Here is a 23,120-nt window from a genome sequence, read left to right as displayed (position 1 = left end):
GCCCCGAATGTATCGGGGCTTTTTTTATTTGAATTTGGCAATGCCATCGAGCAACCAAGCTTTGTATTTTTCCACATCGGGATCATAACTGGTTGAACCATCAGATATGGTATTACCTTCTAAATCAAGTATTAAATATTGCGGCTGTGTATTGGTTTGGTAGCGTGTAATTTGAAAATCACTCCATTTATTTCCTACCGTTTCAATTTCTTTCCCGGTTTGTTTGGAAACATATTTTTCGTTTTCAGGCAATTCTTTTTTCTCGTCTACATACAAAGAAATCAGTACCAAATCGTTTTTCAAAATGTTTAAGACCTCTTTATCCGACCAAACATAATCTTCCATTTTTCGGCAATTTTCACAACCGTGACCGGTAAAATCGAGCAAAACCGGTTTGTTTACCTTTTTGGCATAAGCCATTCCGGCTTCGTAGTCTAAGAAAGTGATTAAACCGTGTGAAATCTTTTTGGCGTTATCCGGTAATTTCTCTCCGGTATCAACCACAGCACTACTTCCGCCAACACCTTCCGGACTTTCACTGTAGTACAAAGGCGGCGGGAAACCCGAAAGCACTTTTAAAGGTGCGCCCCATAATCCAGGAATTAAATAAAATGTGAAGGAAGTCACCAACAACGCCATAAACAATCGGCCTACGGAAATATGCGACAACTGACTGTCGTGCGGCAAGGTAATTTTTCCGAACAAATACAAAGCCCAAGCTCCAAATACGGCAATCCATATCGCTAAGAATATCTCCCTCGGCAGTAAATGAGATTGGGTCACCAAATCGGCTTTAGATAAGAATTTAAAGGCCAAAGCCAATTCTAAAAATCCTAATGATACTTTAACGGTATTCAACCATCCGCCCGATTTTGGCAACGAATTCATCCAACCCGGGAACATCGCAAACAACATAAACGGCAACGCTAAGGCTAAGGAAAAACCAACCATTCCCACGATTGGCGCCAATCCGCCTTTGGACGCTGCTTCCACTAAAAGCGTTCCGATGATTGGTCCGGTACACGAGAACGAAACAATAGCCAAGGCCAAAGCCATAAATAAAATCCCTATGAATCCTCCTCTATCAGCTTGGCGATCGACTTTGTTGGCCCAAGAATTTGGCAATACTATTTCGAAAGCGCCCAAAAAAGAAGCGGCGAAAAAGATCAATAAGAAGAAGAATATCAAGTTAAACCAAACATTGGTTGATAACGCATTCAACGCATCGGAACCAAAAATGGCTGTGACTAACGAACCTAGAATTACATAAATAATGATGATGGATAAGCCGTACAAAATGGCGTTTCGTTTGCCTTCGGCTTTGTTTTTACTTTGTTTAGTAAAGAAGCTTACCGTCATCGGAATCATCGGAAACACACAAGGCGTAAGCAAAGCGGCAAAACCACCTAAAAAAGCCAAAATAAAAATGGTCCATAAGCCTCTTTTTTCTTCCTCTTTAGATTTTATCGGTGTTGCTGTTTTAGTTGGTGTTGATTCTTGAGTTGCTATTGGAGTTGTATCGGCAGAAACAGTATCTGTGACTTCCGGAGTCACAACGGTTTCGGCGACAGTAATTTTAGGCAATTGAAAAGTAAAGGTATTATCCTGATTGATACACACTTCCTTACAAACCTGATAATCAATCGAAGCTTTAATGGTGGTAATTTTCGGATTGGTTACCTTTATTTTTTGGGTAAAGGTTGCTTTCTTCTCGAAGTAATATTCGTCAACTTCAAAAATGTCATTGTATTGTTTTTTATACGGACTTTCTTTGACTTTTCCTATCAATTCATAATTGCCTTTGGCATCTTTGAATTTGAATTCGGCCGGCAGCGGACCGTTTTCCGGGGTAAACTGAGAATACACATGCCAGTCGTCCTCGATTTTGGCTTCCATAACCAAATTGAATTCGGTGTCGCTGATTTTCTCCACTTTGCTTGTCCATTTCACCGGATTGACGATTTGGGCTTGAGCTGTGTATAGCGATACAAAACTCAGCAGTAAAAAAAGTACTTTCTTCATTAGGCTTCGAAATTAATTTTTAAAATTTTAGTGGTGTTGGTTGTAGGTTTAAACCTTTCATCTGCTCTTTTCCCTACTATCCAAACAATTTTATCATCGGAACAAAGCAACCACGCATTGGCTTTATCCCAAAGCGAATATTTTTCGTCTTTGAAAAACTTGCTCAATTTCTTTTTGCCGGTCATCCCGGACGGCTGAAAAACATCGCCTTCCTGCCAACGACGCAAGGTTAAAGGAAACTCTAGCAAATCTTCGTCAACAAAGATAACATTACTCATTTGATTCGAAATGTCACTTACGTTACAAAAGCTCATTTTTAAGGGAACTTTAACTTCGGTTTGTTCTTTGACAATCCAATAAACTTCTTCATTAGTGGTATTTTGTTTGGAAAACAACAACAAAACACCTCTGTTTTTCAATAAGATATGCGAATCCGAGAATACCTGTTTGCCCGATTGCGCTTCCAATAAATCATACACTGCTGTCCAATCCGAAAAGCCGAAAGGTTGCAACCATTGGTATAAATAGGCTTTGTAATTTCGGTATTTCAGCAACTTCTTTAAATCGATTACCGTAAGATTTTCCTCTTCATTCACCACCGTTTGATACAAATGGTTTACCGCATCATCGGCTAGAGATTGGGTTTGCTTCAAATGAAGAACCGTATTTTCGAATGAAGCAAGCAAACTCGGATTGAGCTCTTTTAAAACCGGAATCACGTCGTGACGCAATTTGTTACGCAGGTATTTATCCGATGCATTACTGCTGTCTTCGCGCCAAGGAATTTGGTTATCGACAGCATACGTTTCTATTTCTTTTCGGGAGAAAACCAACAACGGTCGGACAATTTTATCGTTTTGTTCCGGAATGCCGGTTAAGCCTTCTATACCGGAACCGCGGGTAAAATTGATTAAGAAAGTCTCCAAACTATCATCCAAATGATGTCCCGTCAGAATGTAATCGAAATTAAGGTTGGCTAAAAGCGAATAAAACCATTCGTAGCGAAGGTTTCTGGCAACGACTTGAATGGACAATTTTTGTTGCTCGGCAAAAGTTTGGGTATCGAATCGCTCATTGAAAATCGGAATTTTCAATAATTCCGCTTGATGTGTAACAAAGGCTTCGTCTTGATTACTTTCTGCACCACGCAATTGGAAATTACAATGCGCTATGGCAAAATCTAATTTCAGTTGATGACAAAGATGAACCAAAACCATACTGTCGATGCCACCGCTGACAGCCAATAATAACTTCTTTCCTTTAATAAAAGAAAGGTTTGTATTGAGATGGTTTTGAAATTTTAACAGCATGCACAAAAGTAGTTAATTTAGCTCAAAACCTCGAACATGGCTTTAGCTTTCAATAAGCATTCCTCATATTCTTGCTCCGGAATGGCTTGCGAAGTAATAGCGCTTCCCACCGAAAAAGACAAATATTCGTTTTGCGCATTGTATAAAATACTGCGAATAACCACATTAAAATCGAAATCATTGTTAGGTGTAAAATACCCAACGGCACCACTGTAAAGTCCGCGTTTGGTTGCTTCTAACTCTTCAATGATTTTCATGGCAGAAATTTTGGGCGCTCCGGTCATACTGCCCATTGGGAAAGTCGTTTTTAAAATTTCGATGGGCGAAGTAGCATCTTCTACTGTTGAAACTACAGTAGAAATCATCTGATGCACTTGCTCGAAAGAATAGATTTTGCACAACTCTTCCACAATTACGGAACCTTTGGTAGCGGTATGCGATAAATCGTTGCGAACCAAATCGACTATCATCACATTCTCCGAACGCTCTTTGGGATTTTGAGCCAATTCGGTTTTAGATTGCTCGTCTGAAACTTTATCCAAATGGCGTTTGGCAGTTCCTTTTATGGGTTGGGAAATGACTTTGTTTCCTTCTTTTCGCAAATAGCGTTCGGGCGAAGCACAAAGCAAATACTGATGGTTATTTTTAAAATAAGTCGCAAACGGCGGACGAGAAATGGCATTCAACTTTTGGTAAATTTCCACCGGTTCGACATGAGCGTTTTCAGCAAAAAACTCCATGCAGAAATTAGCTTCGTATATATCGCCGCGATGGATGTGCGAGAGCATTTCGGTTACTTTTGCCAAATAGCCTTCTTTGGAAATGCGTTGTTGTATGGTTGGTGGTTGCTCTTCGACTGCGCTCAGGGCGACATTATTGTTCGTTGTATGTTGTTGATGATTTGTTATTGCAGTAAAATCGGATTCGATTTCATCGTCGCACAAAAACAGATACTGTATTTCCAGGACATTGCCTTTCAGCAAAAACAACTTTTTAGGTTGGAAAAAAAACAAATCGGGAAACTCCAAGCCATCGAAATTATTGGAATGCAGGTCTTCAATGTCGTTTTTTAGATCGTAAGACAAATAGCCAAACAACCAGTCTTTGGTTTGTTGTTGGTAATTTTTCAAATCGTCGAAAGCGTTACTGTAATCAGTTTTAACCGAAGTAAAAGCATCGACTGCCAAGACACAATCGTAACTCGAATAGCGTTGGTGGTAGTGATTACTATCAAAAAAAACAACTTCGCGGAAAGCTTGTGCCCAAAGCAATAATTGGTCTTTAAACCGGTCGGTATCGTTGATTTCTTTTTGGATTACAGTTCTCAATTCAGTGCGTTTTGAAATTCAAAAATACAATAAAAAAATTGTTAAATCGCCCCGTTCGAATAGCACATAAAACACTGGCTATAAAATAAATAGCATTAACCAAATAAGAACAAAGTCTTTTTTGAGTACCTTTGAAAGTACAACTTATTAACTTTTCAACTATGAAATTAGCAACAACTATTATCAGAATTCTGATCGGCCTTTTTTTACTGTTTGCCTCAATTAGTTTCTTTTTGAAATTAGCTCCTGAAACCGAAGCCACCGGAAATTTCAAGGCATTTAATGCCGGTTTGGTCGCTTCTGTTTACTTAATTCCGCTAGCGAAAGCATTGGAATTACTTTGTGGTTTATCCTATGTTACCGGAAAATATGTTACTCTGGCCAATATTGTAATTCTTCCGGTAACCATAAACATTCTATTGATTAATTATTTCATGTCGCCCGAAACCTTGCCTATTGCTGCTTTACTTTTCATAGGCAATTTATTTTTAATTTGGCGCTATTGGCACAATTATAAATCGGTTTTTACACCTTAAAAAAACGTCCCTAAATTGGGACGTTTTTTTATTTATCAATGGAACCTAAGACTCGTTTCATAAAATCGTTTAAGGCTTCTTTTTTGTCTTTGCCTTCTTTGACCATTTTATGGACTTCAAGCGCCCCATACATATTGGAAATCAATTCGCCCAAAACGTCTAATTCTTCATCTTTTAGCGAAGGAATTTCCGTTAAAGCTTCCAATACTTCTATGGTTTCAATGATATAATCTTGATCATTCTCTTCAATAAATTGCGTCAAATGTTTGATTACGGGTAGTTTCATTTTTTTAGATTGTTATACAATTTCGTTCACCAATTCGGCCAAAACTTCAGCTTTGTTGGTTTGGGTTTGGTTGACCAATTTTCCGTTTACGAAAGTTGCAAAAGTGGGTAAGTTGGATACATTGGCTAATTTTCTGGATTCAGGTGCATTCTCTGCATCTACCAAAACAAAAGTCATTCCTTCATGTTGTGAAGCCAACACTTTGAATTTCGGTTTCATAATGCGACAGTTACCACACCAAGAAGCCGAGTATTGTACTACCACTTTCTCATTAGTATCTACTAAATTTTGTAAAGTATCTTCGTTTAATTCGATTAACATAGCTTTAGAATTGCAATGACAATAACAATGACAATACTCAATCGTTAAAATTGAACATTACCATTGTTATTGTTATTATTATTGATAATTAGTTTTGGCTCAAATAAGCGGCAGTACTCAAACGATCAGCGGTCATCGCTTCTTTGCCTTCTTCCCAGTTAGCCGGACATACTTCTCCTTTAGTTTGAACGTGAGTGTAAGCATCAATCAATCTTAAATACTCATTTACGTTTCTTCCTAATGGCATGTCGTTAACGCTTTCGTGGAAAATTTTTCCGGTTTCATCAATTAAGTAGGTTGCTCTGAAAGTTACGTTAGAACCTTCTAAAATTTCGTCGTTTAATTCGGCATCATAAACCCATTCTGCATCTAAAATATCCAAAGCAGCAGATAAATTACGGGTAGTATCAGCCAATAACGGATAAGTAACACCCTCGATTCCACCGTTGTTTTTAGCGGTATTCAACCAAGCAAAGTGTACTTCGTTAGTATCGCAAGAAGCACCGATTACGATGGTATTTCTTTTTTCAAACTCAGCTAAAGCTGTTTGGAAAGCGTGTAATTCTGTCGGACACACGAAAGTAAAGTCTTTCGGATACCAGAACAAAATCACTTTTTTGTTGTTTTTAGTGGCTTCTTCAAGCACATTGATTCTCAAGTTATCTCCCATGTAAGAGATAGCGTCTACAGTAATGTTGGGGAATTTTTTACCTACTAGTGACATAATTTGTATGGTTTAAAAAGTTATTTTTTTAGTGGCGCAAAAGTACGCTGTTACTACTTCATAAAAAAATACTATTGCATTGTATTTCCTTATACAGCCATAGTTAGATAGGCTACGGCTAATTTGAGGTCAAACTTATCTAAAAAATAAGATTAAAAACATGATTTTTGTTATCTTATCTTATATTTGTTTTTTGCTTAACATAACACTACCCAACCATGTCATTATCCAACTTGTTCCGAAAAAAATCTACCACAGCAATCCTTAAGGAAGGCGGCGACGGAGAACATTCGGGTTTAAATAAAGTCCTTACGGTAAAAGATTTAACATTTTTCGGTATAGCAGCCATTATTGGAGGCGGAACTTTCAGTGCGATTGGTAATGCTTGTTTTTCAGGTGGTCCGGGCGTAGTGTTTTTGTACATCATTTGTGCCATCGCTTGCGGATTTACTGCGATGTGTTATGCCGAATTTGCCTCGCGCGTGCCGGTTTCAGGTAGTGCTTATACCTATGCGTATGTGTCTTTTGGCGAATTATTCGCGTGGATTATTGGCTGGGCTTTGCTCATGGAATATTCCATCGGAAACATTTATATTGCTTTTTCCTGGAGTGGTTATTTTACCAATTTACTCGAAAGTTTCCATTTGCATTTACCGGAATGGCTTACCATCAATTACAAATCTGCTCAAGATGCTTTACTGGCCAACAAACCCGGAGAAGGCTTAACAGCTTGGAATACTGCGCCTATGGTTGGCGGACTCCGAATAATTTTCGATTTACCGGCCGTAGTGATAAATGTGCTGATTACCTATTTGGTCTACAAAGGCACCAAAGAGTCCAAAAACTTCAGCAATGCGATGGTGTACATTAAACTGGCCATTATCGTTTTGGTAATATTTGTGGGCGCAATGTATGTTGACATTGACAACTGGACGCCGTTTATGCCTAACGGATTTGGCGGTGTAATGGCAGGAGTTTCTGCAGTTTTCTTTGCTTACATAGGTTTCGACGCTGTATCTACCTTAGCAGAAGAAAGTAAAAATCCGCAACGCGATTTACCGAGAGGGATGATTTATTCGTTGGTGATTTGTACCGTCATTTATATCATTCTAGCCTTAGTGTTAACCGGTATGGTGAAATACGATTTGTTAGGCGTGAGCGATCCATTAGCTGAAATTTTTGCTTTGAAAGGCGTGAAATGGATGTTGTTCATTGTATCTATTGCGGCTGTAGTCGCAATGACCAGCGTAATGTTAGTGTTCCAAATGGGACAACCTAGAATTTGGATGACGATGAGTCGTGATGGTTTAATGCCAAAGAAATTTGCCGAAATACATCCAAAACACAAAACGCCCGGATTTGCAACGATAGTGACCGGTTTAGTGGTTGGAATTCCAATTTTCTTTACCGATGAAAACTTTGTACTCGATTTTACCAGCATCGGAACTTTGTTTGCTTTTGTACTCGTTTGTGGTGGTGTACTGATGTTGTCTCCGCAAAGCGAAGCCGAATTGGCCGAACGCGCTACCAGAGGCAAATTCCGAATTCCGTACATCAATTCGAAATACATTTTCCCATTGATTTGTTTGGGCGCTTTTGGTGCGGTACAGTACTTTTTGCCAACCTTCTTCCCGGACACGTTTACCTATTCCGAGCACTTTTTCACTAACAATGCACCTATGGTAGTGTTTATCATACTGTGTGTAGTTATGGCGGTTTTGGCTTTCTTAAAAAACTTATCCTTAATTCCGCTACTCGGATTAGTCTCTTGTTGCTACTTATTAACCGGAATGGCAGTATCCAACTGGCAATGGTTTAGCATTTGGTTAGGCATTGGACTGGTCGTATATTTCTTGTATGGCTACAAGAACAGTAAACTAAATAAGGGATAAATGGAAAGGGATAAGAAAAAAACTCTTCCCTTTTCGCTCATAAACTCATCACTATGAAAAAACTCAACTTTTTAATCATTGTGTTTACTTTTACCTTCTCAAACGCACAAGAAAAAACCGAAACCCCAAAATGGGATGTTGCCAAACCCGGCGACACTTTTAACTACAAAACCCAAAAATTCACCACTTCCGAAGGTACTTGGATGAATCTCGATGTGAGTCCGGATGGCACCACCATCGTTTTTGATATGTTAGGTGATATTTACAGTATGCCTGTAAGCGGTGGCAAAGCCAAAGTGCTACGCGCCGGAATTCCATTCGAAATCCAACCGAGGTTTAGTCCCGATGGCAAAAAAATTGCCTTTACCAGCGATGCCGGTGGTGGCGATAACCTTTGGGTGATGAATGCCGATGGCAGCAATGCCAAACAAATTACCAAAGAAGATTTTCGCCTAATGAGCAATCCGGCTTGGATGCCCGATGGCAATTATTTGGTAGGACGCAAGAATTTTACTTCTCAGCGTTCAGCAGGCGCAGGCGAAATGTGGCAATACCACATCAGTGGCGGTAGCGGCGTACAACTTACCAAACGCAAAAACGACCAACAAGACGTTAACGAACCCAATATTTCCCGAGACGGAAAATACCTCTACTTCAGTGAAGACATGTATCCGGGCGGGTATTTCCAATACAACAAAGATCCGCACAACGAGATTTACGTTATCAAACGCTACGAATTCGAAACCGGAAAATTAGAAACCATCACCGGTGGTCCGGGCGGTGCAGCGCGACCACAAGTATCTCCAGACGGTAAAAAATTAGCTTTTATTAAACGCATCGGAACCAGTACAGTGTTGTATTTACACGATTTAGAAACCGGAGAAGAATGGCCGGTGTTTGACAAACTCGACAAAGACCAACAAACTGCTTGGGCGTTATTTGGTGTGTATCCTAATTTCAATTGGATGCCAAACAACGAAGATATCGTGATTTGGTTTGACGGTAAAATCAACAAAATCAACACCAAGACCTTGAGTGCTGCCAATATTCCATTTACCGTGGATGTGGCGATTGATGTAGCCGACAGAGTACACTTTAATACGCCTATTTCAGATACTGATTTTACGGTAAAAATGATACGCGATGCCGTGACTTCTCCCGATGGAAAAACTTTAGTCTTCAGAGCTTTGGGGTATCTTTGGACTAAAACACTACCTAACGGCACACCGAAACGTTTGACTAACGGAACCGACTTTGAAGCGGAACCGACTTTTACCGCCGACAGTAAAAGCATTGTGTATGTTACTTGGAACGACACCGAATTGGGTAGCATTCGCAAAATTGGTGTAGACGGCAAAAACGCAGTAAAACTAACTACCGAAAAAGCCATTTACCGAACGCCTTCACTTTCGCCTGATGGTAAAACCATAGTATATAGAAAAGAAGACGGCAATCTTGACCAGGGGATGGCTTTTGCCAAAAAACCCGGACTGTACACTATGAGCAGTAACGGCGGTAAAGCCAAATTTATCGGACCGAGCGGCGAATATCCGTTGTTTACCAAAGACGGTAACCGCATTTTCTTCCAAACCGGCGGTGTGTTTTTCGGGAGCTTGACAAAAGAATTGAAAAGTGTCGACTTAAACGGTAAAGACGAAAGAACGCACATTAAAGCCAAATACGCCAACCGTTTGGTACCGAGTCCCGACAACCAATGGATTGCCTTCATGCACTTACACAAAGCCTACGTAGCGCCTTTAAACATGAACGGTCAGGAAGCCGATTTAGACAACAAAACCACAGCTGTTCCGGTTTCGGAATTGTCAAAAGATGCCGGAATTAATTTGCATTGGTCGGCTAACAGTCAGCAAGTAATGTGGACGCTTGGCGATACTTATTTTGTCAACAATATCAAAGATCGATTTACCTTCTTACCGGGTTCGCCGGAAAAAGTGGAAAAACCAACCGACAACGGAATCCAAATCGGTTTAGTAGCTAAAGTGGATAAACCTAAAGGGAAATTGGCTTTAACCAACGCCCGTATCATTACTATGAATGGCGATACTGTGATTGAAAGAGGAACGGTGATTGTAAACCAAAACCGCATCGAAGCTGTAGGCAAAGCCGGTGAGGTAACCATTCCTGCCGATGCGCGCGTTTACGACTTATCGGGCAAAACGGTAATGCCCGGTATGGTAGATGCACACGCTCATATTGGTGCGTTTCGCTACGGGTTAACTACGCAACAAAACTGGCAGTTGTATGCTAACTTGGCTTACGGAGTGACGACTGCGCACGATCCGTCTTCCAACACCGAATCGATTTTTACACTTTCGGAAATGGTTAAAAGCGGGAATTTGGTTGGACCTCGTATTTACTCTACCGGCTTTATATTATACGGTGCCGATGGCGATTTTAAAGCCGTAGTCAATAATATAGACGATGCCCGTTTCTCCATTAAGCGAACCAAAGCTTTTGGCGCTTTATCGGTGAAGAGTTACAACCAACCGCGTCGCGACCAACGCCAACAAGTATTACAAGCGGCTCGTGAAGAAGGCATTAACGTAGTCCCTGAAGGTGGCTCCAACTTTTTCCACAACATGAGTATGGTGATTGACGGTCATACCGGTGTAGAACACAACATTCCGATTACACCAGTATATAAAGATGTCTTGACCCTTTGGGGCAAAACCGGCGTGGGCTATACTCCTACGCTGATTGTAAATTATGGCGGTTTGAATGCCGAGTACTATTGGTACCAAAAAACGAAGGTTTACGAAGACAAAAAGCTATTGCAATTCACGCCGAGAGGCATCATCGATTCGCGTGCTCGTTTCCGCACCATGGCGCCGGACGAAGAGTATGAAAACGATCATATCCTAACCGCAAAATCGGTTAAAGCTTTGGCCGATAACGGCGTTAAAGTGAATATGGGTGCCCACGGACAATTGCAAGGTTTGGGCGCGCATTGGGAATTGTGGAGCATCAACCAAGGCGGCATGAGCAATTTAGAAACTTTAAAAACCGCCACCATTAACGCCGCTAATTACATAGGCGCCGGAAAAGACATTGGTTCCTTGGAAGTAGGCAAATTAGCAGATATTTTAGTTTTAGATAAGAATCCGTTAGAAGACATTCAAAACTCGAACTCTTTGCGTTACGTTATTGCTAACGGCCGCATGTACAATGCCGATACTATGAACGAAGAAGGCAACGAACCTAAAGCCCGTAAAAAATTCTACTGGGAAAACAGTAAATACAACGCGGCTTTCCCTTGGCATGAAGAAACTGAAAGTTTTATGGAGCACCATTGTTGTGATGCAATTCATAATTAAGGACGAAGTGAAAAGTACGAAGTACGAAGTAAAAACCATTCGCGAAAGTGAGTGGTTTTTTTATATAATAAAAAAGTTTTAGACTCCAGAGACTTCGAAACAGACTGAAAATCAATTTCGATTGTTATCAGATTAAAAGAAAAAGGGACAAGAAAAAACTTATCACTTATCCCCCGCTCGTGCGCGAATCCTTTCGCGTTCGACAACCACAAATGATATACAAAATAGGAGGTCTGGTGACCTCCTATTTCATTACATAACTTTAATCAATATTAAGCTAAACCCGATAGCGCGAATTTGCAATCCGTGCTCACAATTAATCTTGAATACAACGTATTAACATAAAAACTTTTATCTTAGCCGTAAGCACTGAGCTTACCGGCTTCACAAAAGTCATGAAGCTGTGAAACTTTGTGCCCCTATAAAAATCCGAAATGAACAAAAAAATAAAATTGATTTATCTAATACTCCTATTGACACTAAACTTTTCTTGCGTTGAAAAGAAATCAACAGAAAAAGAAACGAACAAGCCTTTATTAGCAGTAAACTCAAAAACCGACACCTTAAAATTCACTTCTGCAATACGTGCTATCTTTCAAGACAGCAAAGGCAATTATTGGATTGGAAGTCATATGGAAGGGGTCAGCTTTTATGATGGAAAATCATTTGAATACTTTACTGCGAATGACGGTTTATCCGACAATCAAATCCGTTCTATCCAAGAGGACGAATATGGAAGAATTTGGTTTGGAACAGCCAACGGAATAAGTGTATATGACGACAGGAAGTTTACGAATTATCCATCTAAAAATAACAATCCACTATTGGATTGGCATAAAACCAAAGGAGATTTATGGTTTTATGCTTGGGAAGAAGACGGAATCAATCGTTTTGACGGAATGCATATGAACTATTTGACTTTCCCAAAACCCAAAAATAAAAATCCTTATACATCTTATGGTGTTACGGGTATCTCAAAAGATAAAGACGGAAACGTTTGGATTGCCACTTATGCTGCACTATTCCGTTATGATGACAAAATGGTAATCCGCTTTGATGCTGAAAATTTAAACCTAAAAGATAATGAGCAATTGCATATAAGAAGCGTATTAGCCGATTCAAAAGGACGAATTTGGATAGGAAATAATGGAATTGGCGTTTTGCTAATGGAAGGGAATTCTATCATGAATTTTTCTGAAAAGCATCATTTAATCCACCCAACAAGCACAAGAAGAGGAGATACTAAATCACAACCCGGCACATTGGGACACCCTTTTGCTATTGAAGAAGATTCAGAAGGTAATATTTGGTTTGGAGATGTATATACTGGAGCATGGAAATATGACGGTAAAACGTTAACAAACTATTCCGTTAGCGACAATCCATCTAAACCAATGATTTGGACCATTTATAAAGACAACAAAAACAATTTGCTTTTTGGAATGGCAGATGGAACTATATTTAAGTTTAACGGAAAGACTTTTGAAAAGCAATTTTAAGAAATACGAACGTACAACAGCGGTCTAACGGCAAAAAACTCTCACTCGTGCGCGAATCTTTTCACGTTCGGCAACCAATAATGACAAATAAAAAAAGGAGGTCAAAAGACCTCCTTTTTCATTGCATTACTTTAATCCATATTATGCTAAATCATAACGGTCAGCATTCATGACTTTAGTCCAAGCCGCTATGAAATCTTTCACAAACTTTTCTTTGTTATCGTCTTGGGCGTATACTTCGGCATACGAGCGCAAGATGGAGTTAGAACCGAAAACCAAGTCAACGCGTGTCGCAGTCCAACGGGTTTCTCCCGTTTTTCTGTTTACAATGTTGTATGAGTTTTTACCGGTTGGTTTCCAAGAATAGTTCATATCGGTTAAGTTCACAAAGAAGTCGTTGCTCAACACACCAACCTTATCGGTAAATACGCCGTGTTTAGAACCTCCGTAATTAGTACCTAAAACACGCATTCCACCAATTAAAGCAGTCATTTCGTGTGCCGTTAAGCGCATCAACTGGGCTCTGTCCAACAACATTTCTTCGGGCTGCACTTTATAGTCGCCTTTCACCCAGTTGCGGAAACCATCGTGTAACGGTTCTAATACGTCAAACGATTCTGCATCGGTCATTTCGGCAGTAGCGTCTCCTCTACCAGGGGCAAAAGGCACTTTAATGTTTACGCCGGCAGCGTGAGCCGCTTTTTCTACCGCAGCTGTTCCACCCAACACTATCAAATCGGCTAAGCTTACTTTTTTGCTCAATCCGGCTTGCAATTCGGTTAACTTATCCAATACTTTTTGTAAACGCTCCGGTTCATTACCTTGCCAATCTTTTTGAGGCGCTAAACGAATACGAGCGCCATTGGCTCCACCACGGAAATCAGAACCACGGAAAGTACGAGCACTATCCCAAGCCGTGTTGATTAACTCGGTTGCCGTTAAACCACAGTTTAACAATTTGGCTTTTAAGTCTTCGATTTCTGCCTCAGTTAAAGTATAATCTACTGTAGGTACAGGGTCTTGCCAAATCAACTCTTCTTGAGGCGCATCAGGTCCTAAGTAACGGCTTCTTGGCCCTAAATCGCGGTGTGTTAGTTTGAACCAAGCTCTGGCAAATACATCTTCGAAATAAGCAGGATCATTACGGAATTTTTCAGAAATTTTGCGGTATTCCGGATCCATTTTCAACGCCATATCAGCATCGGTCATGATTGGATTTCTTCTCACACTCGGGTTATGAGCATCCACCGGCTTGTCTTCTTCTTTCATGTTAATTGGTTCCCATTGCCAAGCACCGGCAGGACTCTTTTTCAGTTCCCATTCGTGGTTGAATAAGATGTCGAAATAAGTATGGTTCCATTTATCAGGGTGCGATGTCCAAGCTCCTTCTAAACCACTGGTGATGGTATCAGGGCCATTGCCATTGCCTTTAGGGTTTAACCAACCAAAACCTTGGGTTTCTATGTCGGCTGCTTCCGGTTCCGGGCCTAAAGCATTAGCATCTCCATTTCCGTGGGCTTTCCCTACAGTGTGACCACCGGCAGTTAAGGCTACCGTTTCCTCATCGTTCATGGCCATACGAGCAAAAGTTACTCGCATATCGTGTGCTGTTTTTAAAGGATCAGGATTGCCGTCAACCCCTTGCGGATTCACATAAATTAATCCCATCATTACGGCTGCTAGCGGATTTTCTAAATCTCTTTCGCCTGAGTAACGGCTTTTTTCACCACCGGATACCGCTAACCAAGTATTTTCGGAACCCCAATAAATGTCTTTTTCCGGGTGCCAAATGTCTTCACGACCACCGGCAAATCCGAAGGTTTTGAAGCCCATAGATTCGTAAGCCATATTTCCGGCTAAAATCATCAAATCGGCCCAAGAGATTTTGTTTCCGTATTTTTTCTTAATAGGCCATAACAAACGGCGTGCTTTGTCTAAGTTTCCGTTATCCGGCCAGCTGTTCAAAGGAGCAAAACGCAAGTTACCGGTTCCGCTACCACCACGACCATCGGCAATACGGTAACTTCCGGCACTATGCCAAGCCATACGAATCATTAATCCTCCATAGTGACCCCAATCGGCCGGCCACCAATCCTGGCTTTCGGTCATTAATTTTTTCAAATCGGTTTTTAACGCTTCAAAATCTAATTTTTTGAACTCTTCAGCGTAATTGAAATCTTCTCCCAAGGGATTGGTTTTGGTGTCGTGTTGGTGTAGAATGTCTAAGTTTAGCGCATTAGGCCACCAGAAGCTATTGTTGGGAACGTCGGTTCCTTGTTTTACTTGAGCGCCGGAAAAAGGACATTTTCCGCCACTGTTGCTGTTGTTTTCCATACTATGAATTGGTTTTAGTTACAAATTGTTTTCTGCTAAGTTAAAGAGAAATGACTTATCAAAAAATTATTTGCGATAGAAAAAAACTATCAAAATATACACCAATCACTATGTTTTAGCATTAGAATAAAAAATCGCTATACCGTATATCCTTGAAAATTAAAACCTTGTTGAATAAGTTCTTTAAAATTTAAAATGTTTAAGGGTTTTTCTAAGTAGCCTTTGAGAATTGGATATTTTCCGGCCTGCTCTTTATCTTTTACATTCAGAGAAGAGGTTAATATAAAGATTTTGAGTTTATTGCAATCGATATTTTTATTTTTGAGCAGAGCGTCGAGGAATTCAAAGCCATTCATTTCGGGCATATTAATATCGAGCAATACAATATCTGCTAATTGCCCCTGTTTGCTTTGAAAATAATCGAGGGCCTTTCTTCCGGAAATAAAATCGGCTACCTCGGCCTCTAAATCCGTTTTCATAATTACTTTTTTGTGCACCAAATTAATAATTGGATCATCATCAATAAGTATGTATTTCATTCTCATAATTTGTTTAGTGGTAGTTTTATATTGATTTCGGTTCCTAGTCCATATTTCGATTTTAAGGTTATGGTTCCTTCAAGTTTTTCTATAATCTCTTTACAGATGTAGAGTCCCAAACCAGACCCTACACTGTCGCTACAGCCTCTGTAGAACATTTCAAAAACTTTAGACAGACTTTCTTTTTCGATTCCCTTACCATTATCTGTAATTGTTATGGTAATCATTTTATTGTTCTTAGTCAGTGAAAACTTGACAAAAGAGTTTACATTGTTTCGTTTGTACTTAACCGAGTTTCCTATTAAATTTTTGAGCAATACACCTATTCGGAATTTGTCGGTTATGATGCTGTCAGAAATACTACTTTCATAGATTAAATCGATTTTTGAATCTGCTGAATATTTGGTATCATCAAATATTTCAAAAACCATTTCTTTGAGATTAACTTCTTCGTGTTTGACTTCTAATCGTGAATTTCTGGAGTACTCCAAAATATCTTGAATAGAGGAATCCATTCTACTAGCGCTATTCTCAATTAATTTAATGTATTCCGCCAAGCTTGGATTGACTTCATCAAAATCTATTAAAGAAATTAATCCTTTAATAGAAAGCAACGGAGATCTTAAATCGTGTGATACTCTATAAACAAAGTTGTCGAGTTCTGAATTGACCTTTTGCAGCTCAAAGTTATTTTTGAGCAAGTCTTTTTGAATTTTATTAAGTTCACTAATGTCTACACCGGATAAGATAATGTACTCCAATTTATCTTCTCTAAAAAAAGGCAGGACTGTGTTAAGTAATTCGATTTCATTTTCGTCTTTGACAATTACTTCTTCATACTTGACTGCTGATTTGCTGTTAATAGCATTTTGGATATGGAAAATCAGCTTATTAACTGTGGTTTGATTAGTTTCTTCGGGATGTACGTCATAAATTGATTTAAAAAGAAAATCACCCCAAAACGGATTACAGTCAGACATTGCTTGGTTAAAATAGATTAACTCACATGAAGCATTAAATACCGCAATTTTGTTTGGTAAATGATTGATTATACTTTCATAAAATTGTTTCAATGAAGCTACTTTTTCCTCGGCTCGTTTTTTGTCGGTTATGTCTATTGAACTTCCTACCAAACGAATTACTTCTCCTTTGGCATCTTTTTCACCTATGGTTAGCGTTTTCAGATACCGAACCGATTGGTCGTTTTGACGAATAACTCTATAATCTTGCTCAATACTGTCGATTTCACAATTAAGGAGTCTATCTCGATTTTCGATGACTCTTTTCTTATCATCGGGATGCAAAGAGTTCAGCCAAAAAGCATAAAAGCCTTCTTTGATGGAATGCTTTTCGGCACCGTATTGCTTAATCAATATGTTGTTCCAAGTCGAATCATTTACTTCTTTGTTCCATTCCCAAATTCCGATTTGTGATTTGTCTGAAATCAATTCAAATCGGGAATTCATTCTTAGAATTTCTGCTTTAAACTCGACTTCGTTTGTAATGTCCTTGATGACAAAAATGTAATTGATGTGTCTTTTGAGCTCATCAAACACAGGAATAATTTCGATTTGGCTGTAATACAACTTACCGTCCTTAGTATTGTTGAGTAGCGTGAGTTCGATATTTTGCTTGTTTTTGAGGGCTTTAAAAATCCTTTTCTTTTCGGAAAAATCAACAATAAAGTTGTCAAACAAATCTTTGGTTTGCTTTCCGTAAACATCTTCAAATAAATAACCCGACATTTTTACAAACGATTCATTAACCCATTCTATAATGTCTTTTTCATCGGTAATGATAACACCGTTTTTGGTTTTGGTAGCAATGAGTGATAACTTTTTAAGTTCAATTTCAGAACTTGAAATTTTGGCTATTTGATCTTGTATTTTTCTATTTTGGTAAAAGCTGGTTAATATTGAAAGAAATTGCTGGGTAAACAAGCTGAAAATAGTTTCGTGTTTGTCGTACAATTTTTCATAGAAAGGTGCTTTTTTTTCAGACACTAATCCGATAAGATAAACCGAAATATTCAGGTTTGAATCGACGGCCGCATGAAACACGGCATCTGAATAGTCCGACAGATAATTTAATAACTTCAATCGTCTGGAAGAGATAATCAGTGATTTTGCCTTTCCGACTATTTCGGCCAAATTCAACAAATCTTCAGACACTTTACTTTGATCTTCTTTTGTATCAAAGTGAATACTTTCGCTGAAGAAAATACTATTCCCGGATTGATTTTCTACAATTAAGATTGCAGCTGATTCTACTTCCAACACATCCACAATTCCTTCTACAGCCATGGTTAAAAAATCTTCCAGCTTTTTGCTTTTTAGAGCATTATTGCTGAACTTATTCAACCGCTTATACAAAACCAACTCGTGATCAAGTTTGTCTTGAGCGTTTATTAGCTGTTGCTCTATATAGGAAAAACGAGTTACACGCAACTGTAATTCTTGGTATTCCCTAAGCAACGAATCGAAATTATTTCTGGTTTTCATTGGGAACATCTTATCGGTAGATTACATAGAGTGCGGTAGTGTAATTGTGATATGTATTTTTATTTCCTAAACGAGCAAACTCTCCAAAGCCATACATCCCTAACCATGGAGGACAACCGTTTTCAGCATAAAAAGGAGCTTGCATTTTAAAGACTAATTCTTCTTTCAAGATTCTGTCTGTTAAAAAACGACCTCTGGCCAAACAATCGGCATGAAAGACTGCTACCGGCTTTTTGCCATTATTTCGAGTGTTGATACATTCTACAATACGCTCCATTTCGTTAAAGATAACTTCCTCATCCCGAACTGTTAACCAAAGTTCAGTTCCCTCAGGACAAGTAGTAGCATAGTACATTTCCTCACCAACGTGTTTGGTTACCACACGCAAAATGTGGTTGTTTCCATATTCTTTAGCTAATTCAGGAGACAATTGTTCTGCTAAAGCACCAATAGGAATGGTATTCCCACAATCGGATTTATCTGTTAATCCCAAACGGTTTAAATACTCAGTCCAAGCCGGTCTTCCGTTAAGCTCTTTAATGATGTGCCCTTCGGATTTGGTAACTACCATAGGTTCTCCGATAGCAATAAATCCGTGAGTAGCTTGAGTGTCTACCGTTAGTGTTGGATCGCAGAAACCTATCGCAAATGCACCGTGTTCATAAACCACATCATTAATGGCTTGATAACTTACATAACCCTTCATGTTATCAGACGATGTGGCTCCGAAAATGGTTACTTCAGAACCAAAAACCTCTTCAAAAGCTCTAATGCATAAATCGTTATTGATATCAATACCTGATCCCAAAAAATAAATCATATTGATTCCTTGTTTTTGTGAGGCTAAATTTTGCGCCAACTCTAAAGCCTTCTCGTAAGAATTGTATCCGTACAAACCATCCGTTGAAGCCAAGGCGTAATCTTTTCCCTTGATGGCCATCATTGCGATATCTTTCATTGATTCGCTCACCCCTTCTCTTCCAACAACACCACAACAAGAGGCAGCCACAACATCGGCATTAGGTGCTAATCGTTTAGATTCGGCTAAAATAGCATCAAAGTCATGACCAATAGAAGCGTGAAAAATCAGTAAATCAACGTTTTCGTAATCGCTTTGACAAGCAATTTCCAAACATTCGGCCACACCCCTTTTGGTGTTGACTATTCTTGTTGAAGCAGAGTAAAATTGGAGCATAGAAAAACTTTTTAAAAATGTAAGACTTAGATTTAAAGAAGCGACAAAATAGACGCATCTCTAACAATTTATTACATTTTTTAAATTTTAAGAATTAGGATTAGATAAAACACGAAGTTATTTCCGCTAGCGGTTTAAATCTTTCGACGAATGAAAATAGAGATTCAAAAAACAGGAAGATTAAACAAATGTTAATTGTAATAAAATAGCTATTTATACCGTTCGTCTATATATAATTACCACTGAAATAAATAAAGCTACCGTTAAGCCTAAAATTGCTAAAGGCAAAAATTAGGATTCTAAATTTGAGAAAAAATGAGTCTAGACACAGGAAAATGCACCATTTGGAACAAAATATCTCATCAATCCTACAAGTATTACCCTTGTCTGTTATTGCTTTTAACGATGAGAGAGAGTGCATTTTTATCAATCAAAAAGCACAAAATATACTTTCAATATTCCCCAATAGCGTCATAGATTCTTTGATTTCGGAAATTAATTTTAACAACATATCTTTTCCTTTCAACACACAAAAAAAAGTTGCTGATCTTGAGGGCAACTTGGTTGAACTCGAATTAAACTTTTCTTTATTTACTCGAGAAAAAGAGTACTACATCATTACTTTTAATAAAACAGTACCAAACAAAAAACAAACTGATGAAAATCTGACTTCCATAAAAAAGAAACTTGGTCTCTTTGAAGCATTCATCCATCAAATTAAAGAAGGAGTTTTTGTTTTTAACTCAGACGGAAAATTAGTTTACAAAAACTCTGCTGCCCAAAAAATGGTTAAAATCTCCGATGCCAATTTGAGTGAAAAATGTATTTGGGAGATTTTTAAATATTTCCAAAACGCTGTAAAATGGTCGGAAATTTTACAAAAAGTCGACAAGAAAAATGATTTTAAGTTTAGTGAAAAAATCAAAAAAAAACATTTGTTAATTGATTTTCAAAAAAGAAACTTCGAAAACAAACACTACTACTTACTGATTTGCAATGATATAACTGAAAAACTAAAAGATAAAATTGTCATTGAGGAAAAAAAATCTCAAATTGATTTTTTCCAAAAGCATCTGCCGGTTGCTTTATTTCAGTTTCATGTACTCAAAAATAAAGTTCATTATTTCCACCATGTGAGCAATTCATTTCAGGAAATTTTCGGATTTAATATACTAACACATTACAAGTCTTGGTTAACCCGATTGCGCATACACCCTGAAGACATTCCTTCATTTCTTGAAGCTACACAACAATCTATCTCATACAACGAGCCTTTTAAGTTTACCGGTCGGATGATATTGAGAGACAACAGTATCAAATGGTTTGAAGCGAGTGCCACTCCGGTTTTTCAAAACAGTAAAATGGTATTTAATGGTATTGTTTGGGACATCTCACAACAAAAAATAGCCGATTTTGAAATCAAGAAACGCAATGAGTTTAACGACTCCGTGCTTTTTAATTTACCAGCGGATATAGCGGTTTTTGACAAAAATCACAACTATCTTTTTATCAATCCTAATGGCATATCCGATCCGGATTTACGCCAATGGATGATAGGTAAAAACAATTTTGATTATTGTAGAAAAAAAGGGATTAATAACGATATGGCCATCCAACGAGAAACGTATTTTCAGGAAGCCAAAAAAAAAGGAAAACAAGTAGAATGGGTGGATGAGGTGATTAGAGGAGACCGAACATTCTACATCTTGAGAAGGTTTTTCCCTTTTTATGTCGAAGGCGAGCTTGCTTATATGATAGGCTACGGGATTGACATCTCCGATATCAAAAACCTACAAAGCCTACTATCAAAAACCGAAAAGCAAAACAACTTGATTATGCAATCTTCGATGGAAGGAATTGTTATTATCAACGAAGATTGCACAATTTCATTTTGGAATACAAAAGCTGAGAAAATATTTGGTTGGTCGCTCAACGAAGTCATCGGTAAAAACCTTCCTGAACTGATTCTTTCCGATGAAAATAATTGCTTTGAAATCAGCGATTTCTTTAAAAAAGTAGAATTATCGGGTAAGGCAAATACCACTTTGGATTTAATGGCGATTGATCGACATAAAAAAACATTTCCTATTGAGCTGACATTGATTGCCGTTGATGATTTAGACTATAAATACAAATATTTTGTTTTTATCCGTGATATCAGCAGTCGAAAAGAAAAAGAAAAACAAATTCAACTTCAAAACGAAATTCTAAAGCGTCAAAATACCGAATTGGAGCAGTTTAACTACATCGCTTCACATGATCTACAAGAACCGCTTCTTACTATTATCAGCTATTCGGATTTGTTGATGAAAGAATTCAGCCAACAATTAAATGAGGAAGGCAATCTATTCCTGAATTTTATCAATAATTCGGCCAACAGAATGCGATTTCTTATTTCAGGCTTATTAGAGTACAACAGAATCAATAAAGGTAATGAAACCCAATTACTCAATCTGAATGAAACCTTAACTGAGGTATTGGAAGATCTTTCCGTTAACATTAAAGAAACGAATGCGGAAATTTCTTTTAAATCACTTCCTGTAATTGAATGCTATCCCATTTTCATTAGATTGTTATTCCAAAATCTAATCAGTAATGCACTGAAATTCAGAAAAGAAAAGACCGCTCCAATAGTATCTATAGAAGCCAAAGAATTGAGAGAATACTGGCAATTTAAAGTAACCGATAACGGAATCGGCATCGAGGAAAAATATTTTGAGCAGATTTTTCAAATTTTCAGAAGATTACACACTTCACATGAGTACAGTGGCTTCGGTATCGGACTGGCCCATTGCAAAAAAATTGTCGATATCCACAATGGAAAAATATGGATAAAATCGGAGATCAATAAAGGCACTTCGATCATTTTCACCCTTTCAAAACATTTAAAACCATGACATCAAATACCATCATACTCATCGACGACGACTTGTCTGTGAATTATTTTCATCGACGACTCATTACGTTGTTAAACATAACAGACGATATTCAGACCTTTTTTAACGGCAAACAAGCCTTAGAAGGTATCATCAATATTAACAAGGAATCTAAGCCCGGAAAAAGAGTTGTCATCTTTTTAGATTTAAATATGCCTTTAATCAACGGTTGGGAATTCTTAGATGAGTTCGAGAAAGTAAAATCCAACTTACATATTGAATGCCATATCCACGTAATATCAGCTTCACTAAATCCGATTGACAAATCGAGAGCAGAACAAAACCCAAATGTAGTAAGTTACATCAGCAAGCCATTATCCAAAGAAGTCCTGCTGAATTGTATATAAATCCACTTTTAAATT

The 23,120-nt window shown here is 38.3% G+C and carries 16 protein-coding genes; 6 read left to right on the top strand and 10 right to left on the bottom strand.

Features of this window, described 5'->3' with window-relative positions; all coding sequences use genetic code 11:
- Nucleotides 1-24: 24 nt before the first annotated feature.
- Genes Q0M21_RS07290 through Q0M21_RS07280 form a run of 3 tightly spaced genes read right to left on the bottom strand, consistent with a single transcriptional unit; the run spans nucleotide 25 to nucleotide 4,660 of the window.
- Complete coding sequence (locus Q0M21_RS07290; RefSeq protein WP_295336370.1) at nucleotides 25-2,022, bottom strand: thioredoxin family protein; 1,998 nt, start codon at nucleotides 2,020-2,022, stop codon at nucleotides 25-27.
- The gene (tilS, locus tag Q0M21_RS07285) at nucleotides 2,022-3,332 is read right to left on the bottom strand and encodes a tRNA lysidine(34) synthetase TilS (protein ID WP_295336367.1); all 1,311 of its coding nucleotides are present in this window, start codon (nucleotides 3,330-3,332) and stop codon (nucleotides 2,022-2,024) included. Before tilS ends, Q0M21_RS07290 begins: the two co-directional genes overlap by 1 nt.
- Before the next feature lie 17 nt (nucleotides 3,333-3,349).
- Nucleotides 3,350-4,660 (bottom strand): anthranilate synthase component I family protein, encoded by a 1,311-nt coding sequence (locus Q0M21_RS07280; protein ID WP_295336363.1) that lies wholly within the window; start codon nucleotides 4,658-4,660, stop codon nucleotides 3,350-3,352.
- Nucleotides 4,661-4,821: 161 nt separating this feature from the next.
- Here Q0M21_RS07280 and Q0M21_RS07275 point away from each other — a divergent pair, with 161 nt between their 5' ends.
- A complete protein-coding gene (locus Q0M21_RS07275; protein WP_295336361.1) occupies nucleotides 4,822-5,196 on the top strand; it encodes a DoxX family protein in 375 nt (124 codons plus the stop codon).
- 28 nt (nucleotides 5,197-5,224) lie between these two features.
- Here the strand turns inward: Q0M21_RS07275 and Q0M21_RS07270 are convergent, their stop codons facing one another.
- The 3 genes from Q0M21_RS07270 to Q0M21_RS07260 form a co-directional block, all read right to left on the bottom strand.
- Nucleotides 5,225-5,482 carry a hypothetical protein gene (locus tag Q0M21_RS07270; protein WP_295336359.1) on the bottom strand — a complete coding sequence of 86 codons (258 nt, stop codon included), beginning with the start codon at nucleotides 5,480-5,482 and terminating at the stop codon, nucleotides 5,225-5,227.
- A gap of 12 nt (nucleotides 5,483-5,494) precedes the next feature.
- Nucleotides 5,495-5,803, bottom strand: a complete 309-nt coding sequence (locus Q0M21_RS07265; protein ID WP_295336357.1) for a co-chaperone YbbN — start codon at nucleotides 5,801-5,803, stop codon at nucleotides 5,495-5,497.
- Nucleotides 5,804-5,891: 88 nt separating this feature from the next.
- Nucleotides 5,892-6,527: a peroxiredoxin gene (locus Q0M21_RS07260; RefSeq protein ID WP_295336354.1), complete on the bottom strand. Its 636-nt coding sequence runs from the start codon at nucleotides 6,525-6,527 to the stop codon at nucleotides 5,892-5,894.
- 218 nt (nucleotides 6,528-6,745) lie between these two features.
- Between Q0M21_RS07260 and Q0M21_RS07255 the strand changes: the two genes are divergently transcribed.
- The 3 genes from Q0M21_RS07255 to Q0M21_RS07245 all read left to right on the top strand — a co-directional run bounded on the left by Q0M21_RS07255 (nucleotide 6,746) and on the right by Q0M21_RS07245 (nucleotide 13,253).
- The gene (locus Q0M21_RS07255) at nucleotides 6,746-8,419 is read left to right on the top strand and encodes an amino acid permease (RefSeq protein WP_295336351.1); all 1,674 of its coding nucleotides are present in this window, start codon (nucleotides 6,746-6,748) and stop codon (nucleotides 8,417-8,419) included.
- 53 nt (nucleotides 8,420-8,472) lie between these two features.
- Nucleotides 8,473-11,754, top strand: coding sequence for an amidohydrolase family protein (locus Q0M21_RS07250; RefSeq protein WP_295336348.1), 3,282 nt, complete (start codon nucleotides 8,473-8,475; stop codon nucleotides 11,752-11,754).
- 434 nt (nucleotides 11,755-12,188) lie between these two features.
- Complete coding sequence (locus Q0M21_RS07245) at nucleotides 12,189-13,253, top strand: two-component regulator propeller domain-containing protein (RefSeq protein WP_295336345.1); 1,065 nt, start codon at nucleotides 12,189-12,191, stop codon at nucleotides 13,251-13,253.
- A gap of 141 nt (nucleotides 13,254-13,394) precedes the next feature.
- Here Q0M21_RS07245 and katG read toward each other — a convergent pair whose 3' ends face one another.
- The 4 genes from katG to Q0M21_RS07225 all read right to left on the bottom strand — a co-directional run bounded on the left by katG (nucleotide 13,395) and on the right by Q0M21_RS07225 (nucleotide 19,822).
- Entirely contained in the window at nucleotides 13,395-15,587 is a 2,193-nt protein-coding gene (gene katG, locus Q0M21_RS07240; RefSeq protein ID WP_295336342.1) for a catalase/peroxidase HPI, read from the bottom strand.
- Between the two features lie 137 nt (nucleotides 15,588-15,724).
- Nucleotides 15,725-16,126, bottom strand: coding sequence for a response regulator (locus Q0M21_RS07235; protein WP_295336339.1), 402 nt, complete (start codon nucleotides 16,124-16,126; stop codon nucleotides 15,725-15,727).
- 2 nt (nucleotides 16,127-16,128) lie between these two features.
- Nucleotides 16,129-18,627: a PAS domain-containing sensor histidine kinase gene (locus Q0M21_RS07230; RefSeq protein WP_295336336.1), complete on the bottom strand. Its 2,499-nt coding sequence runs from the start codon at nucleotides 18,625-18,627 to the stop codon at nucleotides 16,129-16,131.
- A 10-nt stretch (nucleotides 18,628-18,637) separates the two neighbouring features.
- Nucleotides 18,638-19,822 carry an FIST signal transduction protein gene (locus Q0M21_RS07225; RefSeq protein ID WP_295336334.1) on the bottom strand — a complete coding sequence of 395 codons (1,185 nt, stop codon included), beginning with the start codon at nucleotides 19,820-19,822 and terminating at the stop codon, nucleotides 18,638-18,640.
- 344 nt (nucleotides 19,823-20,166) lie between these two features.
- Between Q0M21_RS07225 and Q0M21_RS07220 the strand changes: the two genes are divergently transcribed.
- Both Q0M21_RS07220 and Q0M21_RS07215 read left to right on the top strand, forming a co-directional pair.
- Nucleotides 20,167-22,719: a PAS domain S-box protein gene (locus tag Q0M21_RS07220; protein ID WP_295336331.1), complete on the top strand. Its 2,553-nt coding sequence runs from the start codon at nucleotides 20,167-20,169 to the stop codon at nucleotides 22,717-22,719.
- Nucleotides 22,716-23,105, top strand: coding sequence for a response regulator (locus Q0M21_RS07215; RefSeq protein ID WP_295336329.1), 390 nt, complete (start codon nucleotides 22,716-22,718; stop codon nucleotides 23,103-23,105). The genes Q0M21_RS07220 and Q0M21_RS07215 overlap by 4 nt, the downstream gene beginning before the upstream one ends.
- Nucleotides 23,106-23,120 lie beyond the last annotated feature (15 nt).

It is taken from the genome of Flavobacterium sp., from assembly GCF_024710485.1.
Lineage (GTDB): Bacteria > Bacteroidota > Bacteroidia > Flavobacteriales > Flavobacteriaceae > Flavobacterium.
Note: the sequence above shows the minus strand (reverse complement) of the source record. Positions and strands in the feature narration are given on the sequence as shown.

Coding starts and splice junctions, on each gene's coding strand:
- Q0M21_RS07290 (WP_295336370.1), bottom strand. CDS start 2,022: ATGAAGAAAGTACTTTTTTTACTGCTGAGTTTTGTATCGCTATACACA.
- tilS (WP_295336367.1), bottom strand. CDS start 3,332: ATGCTGTTAAAATTTCAAAACCATCTCAATACAAACCTTTCTTTTATT.
- Q0M21_RS07275 (WP_295336361.1), top strand. CDS start 4,822: ATGAAATTAGCAACAACTATTATCAGAATTCTGATCGGCCTTTTTTTA.
- Q0M21_RS07270 (WP_295336359.1), bottom strand. CDS start 5,482: ATGAAACTACCCGTAATCAAACATTTGACGCAATTTATTGAAGAGAAT.
- Q0M21_RS07265 (WP_295336357.1), bottom strand. CDS start 5,803: ATGTTAATCGAATTAAACGAAGATACTTTACAAAATTTAGTAGATACT.
- Q0M21_RS07260 (WP_295336354.1), bottom strand. CDS start 6,527: ATGTCACTAGTAGGTAAAAAATTCCCCAACATTACTGTAGACGCTATC.
- Q0M21_RS07255 (WP_295336351.1), top strand. CDS start 6,746: ATGTCATTATCCAACTTGTTCCGAAAAAAATCTACCACAGCAATCCTT.
- Q0M21_RS07250 (WP_295336348.1), top strand. CDS start 8,473: ATGAAAAAACTCAACTTTTTAATCATTGTGTTTACTTTTACCTTCTCA.
- Q0M21_RS07245 (WP_295336345.1), top strand. CDS start 12,189: ATGAACAAAAAAATAAAATTGATTTATCTAATACTCCTATTGACACTA.
- katG (WP_295336342.1), bottom strand. CDS start 15,587: ATGGAAAACAACAGCAACAGTGGCGGAAAATGTCCTTTTTCCGGCGCT.
- Q0M21_RS07235 (WP_295336339.1), bottom strand. CDS start 16,126: ATGAAATACATACTTATTGATGATGATCCAATTATTAATTTGGTGCAC.
- Q0M21_RS07230 (WP_295336336.1), bottom strand. CDS start 18,627: ATGAAAACCAGAAATAATTTCGATTCGTTGCTTAGGGAATACCAAGAA.
- Q0M21_RS07225 (WP_295336334.1), bottom strand. CDS start 19,822: ATGCTCCAATTTTACTCTGCTTCAACAAGAATAGTCAACACCAAAAGG.
- Q0M21_RS07215 (WP_295336329.1), top strand. CDS start 22,716: ATGACATCAAATACCATCATACTCATCGACGACGACTTGTCTGTGAAT.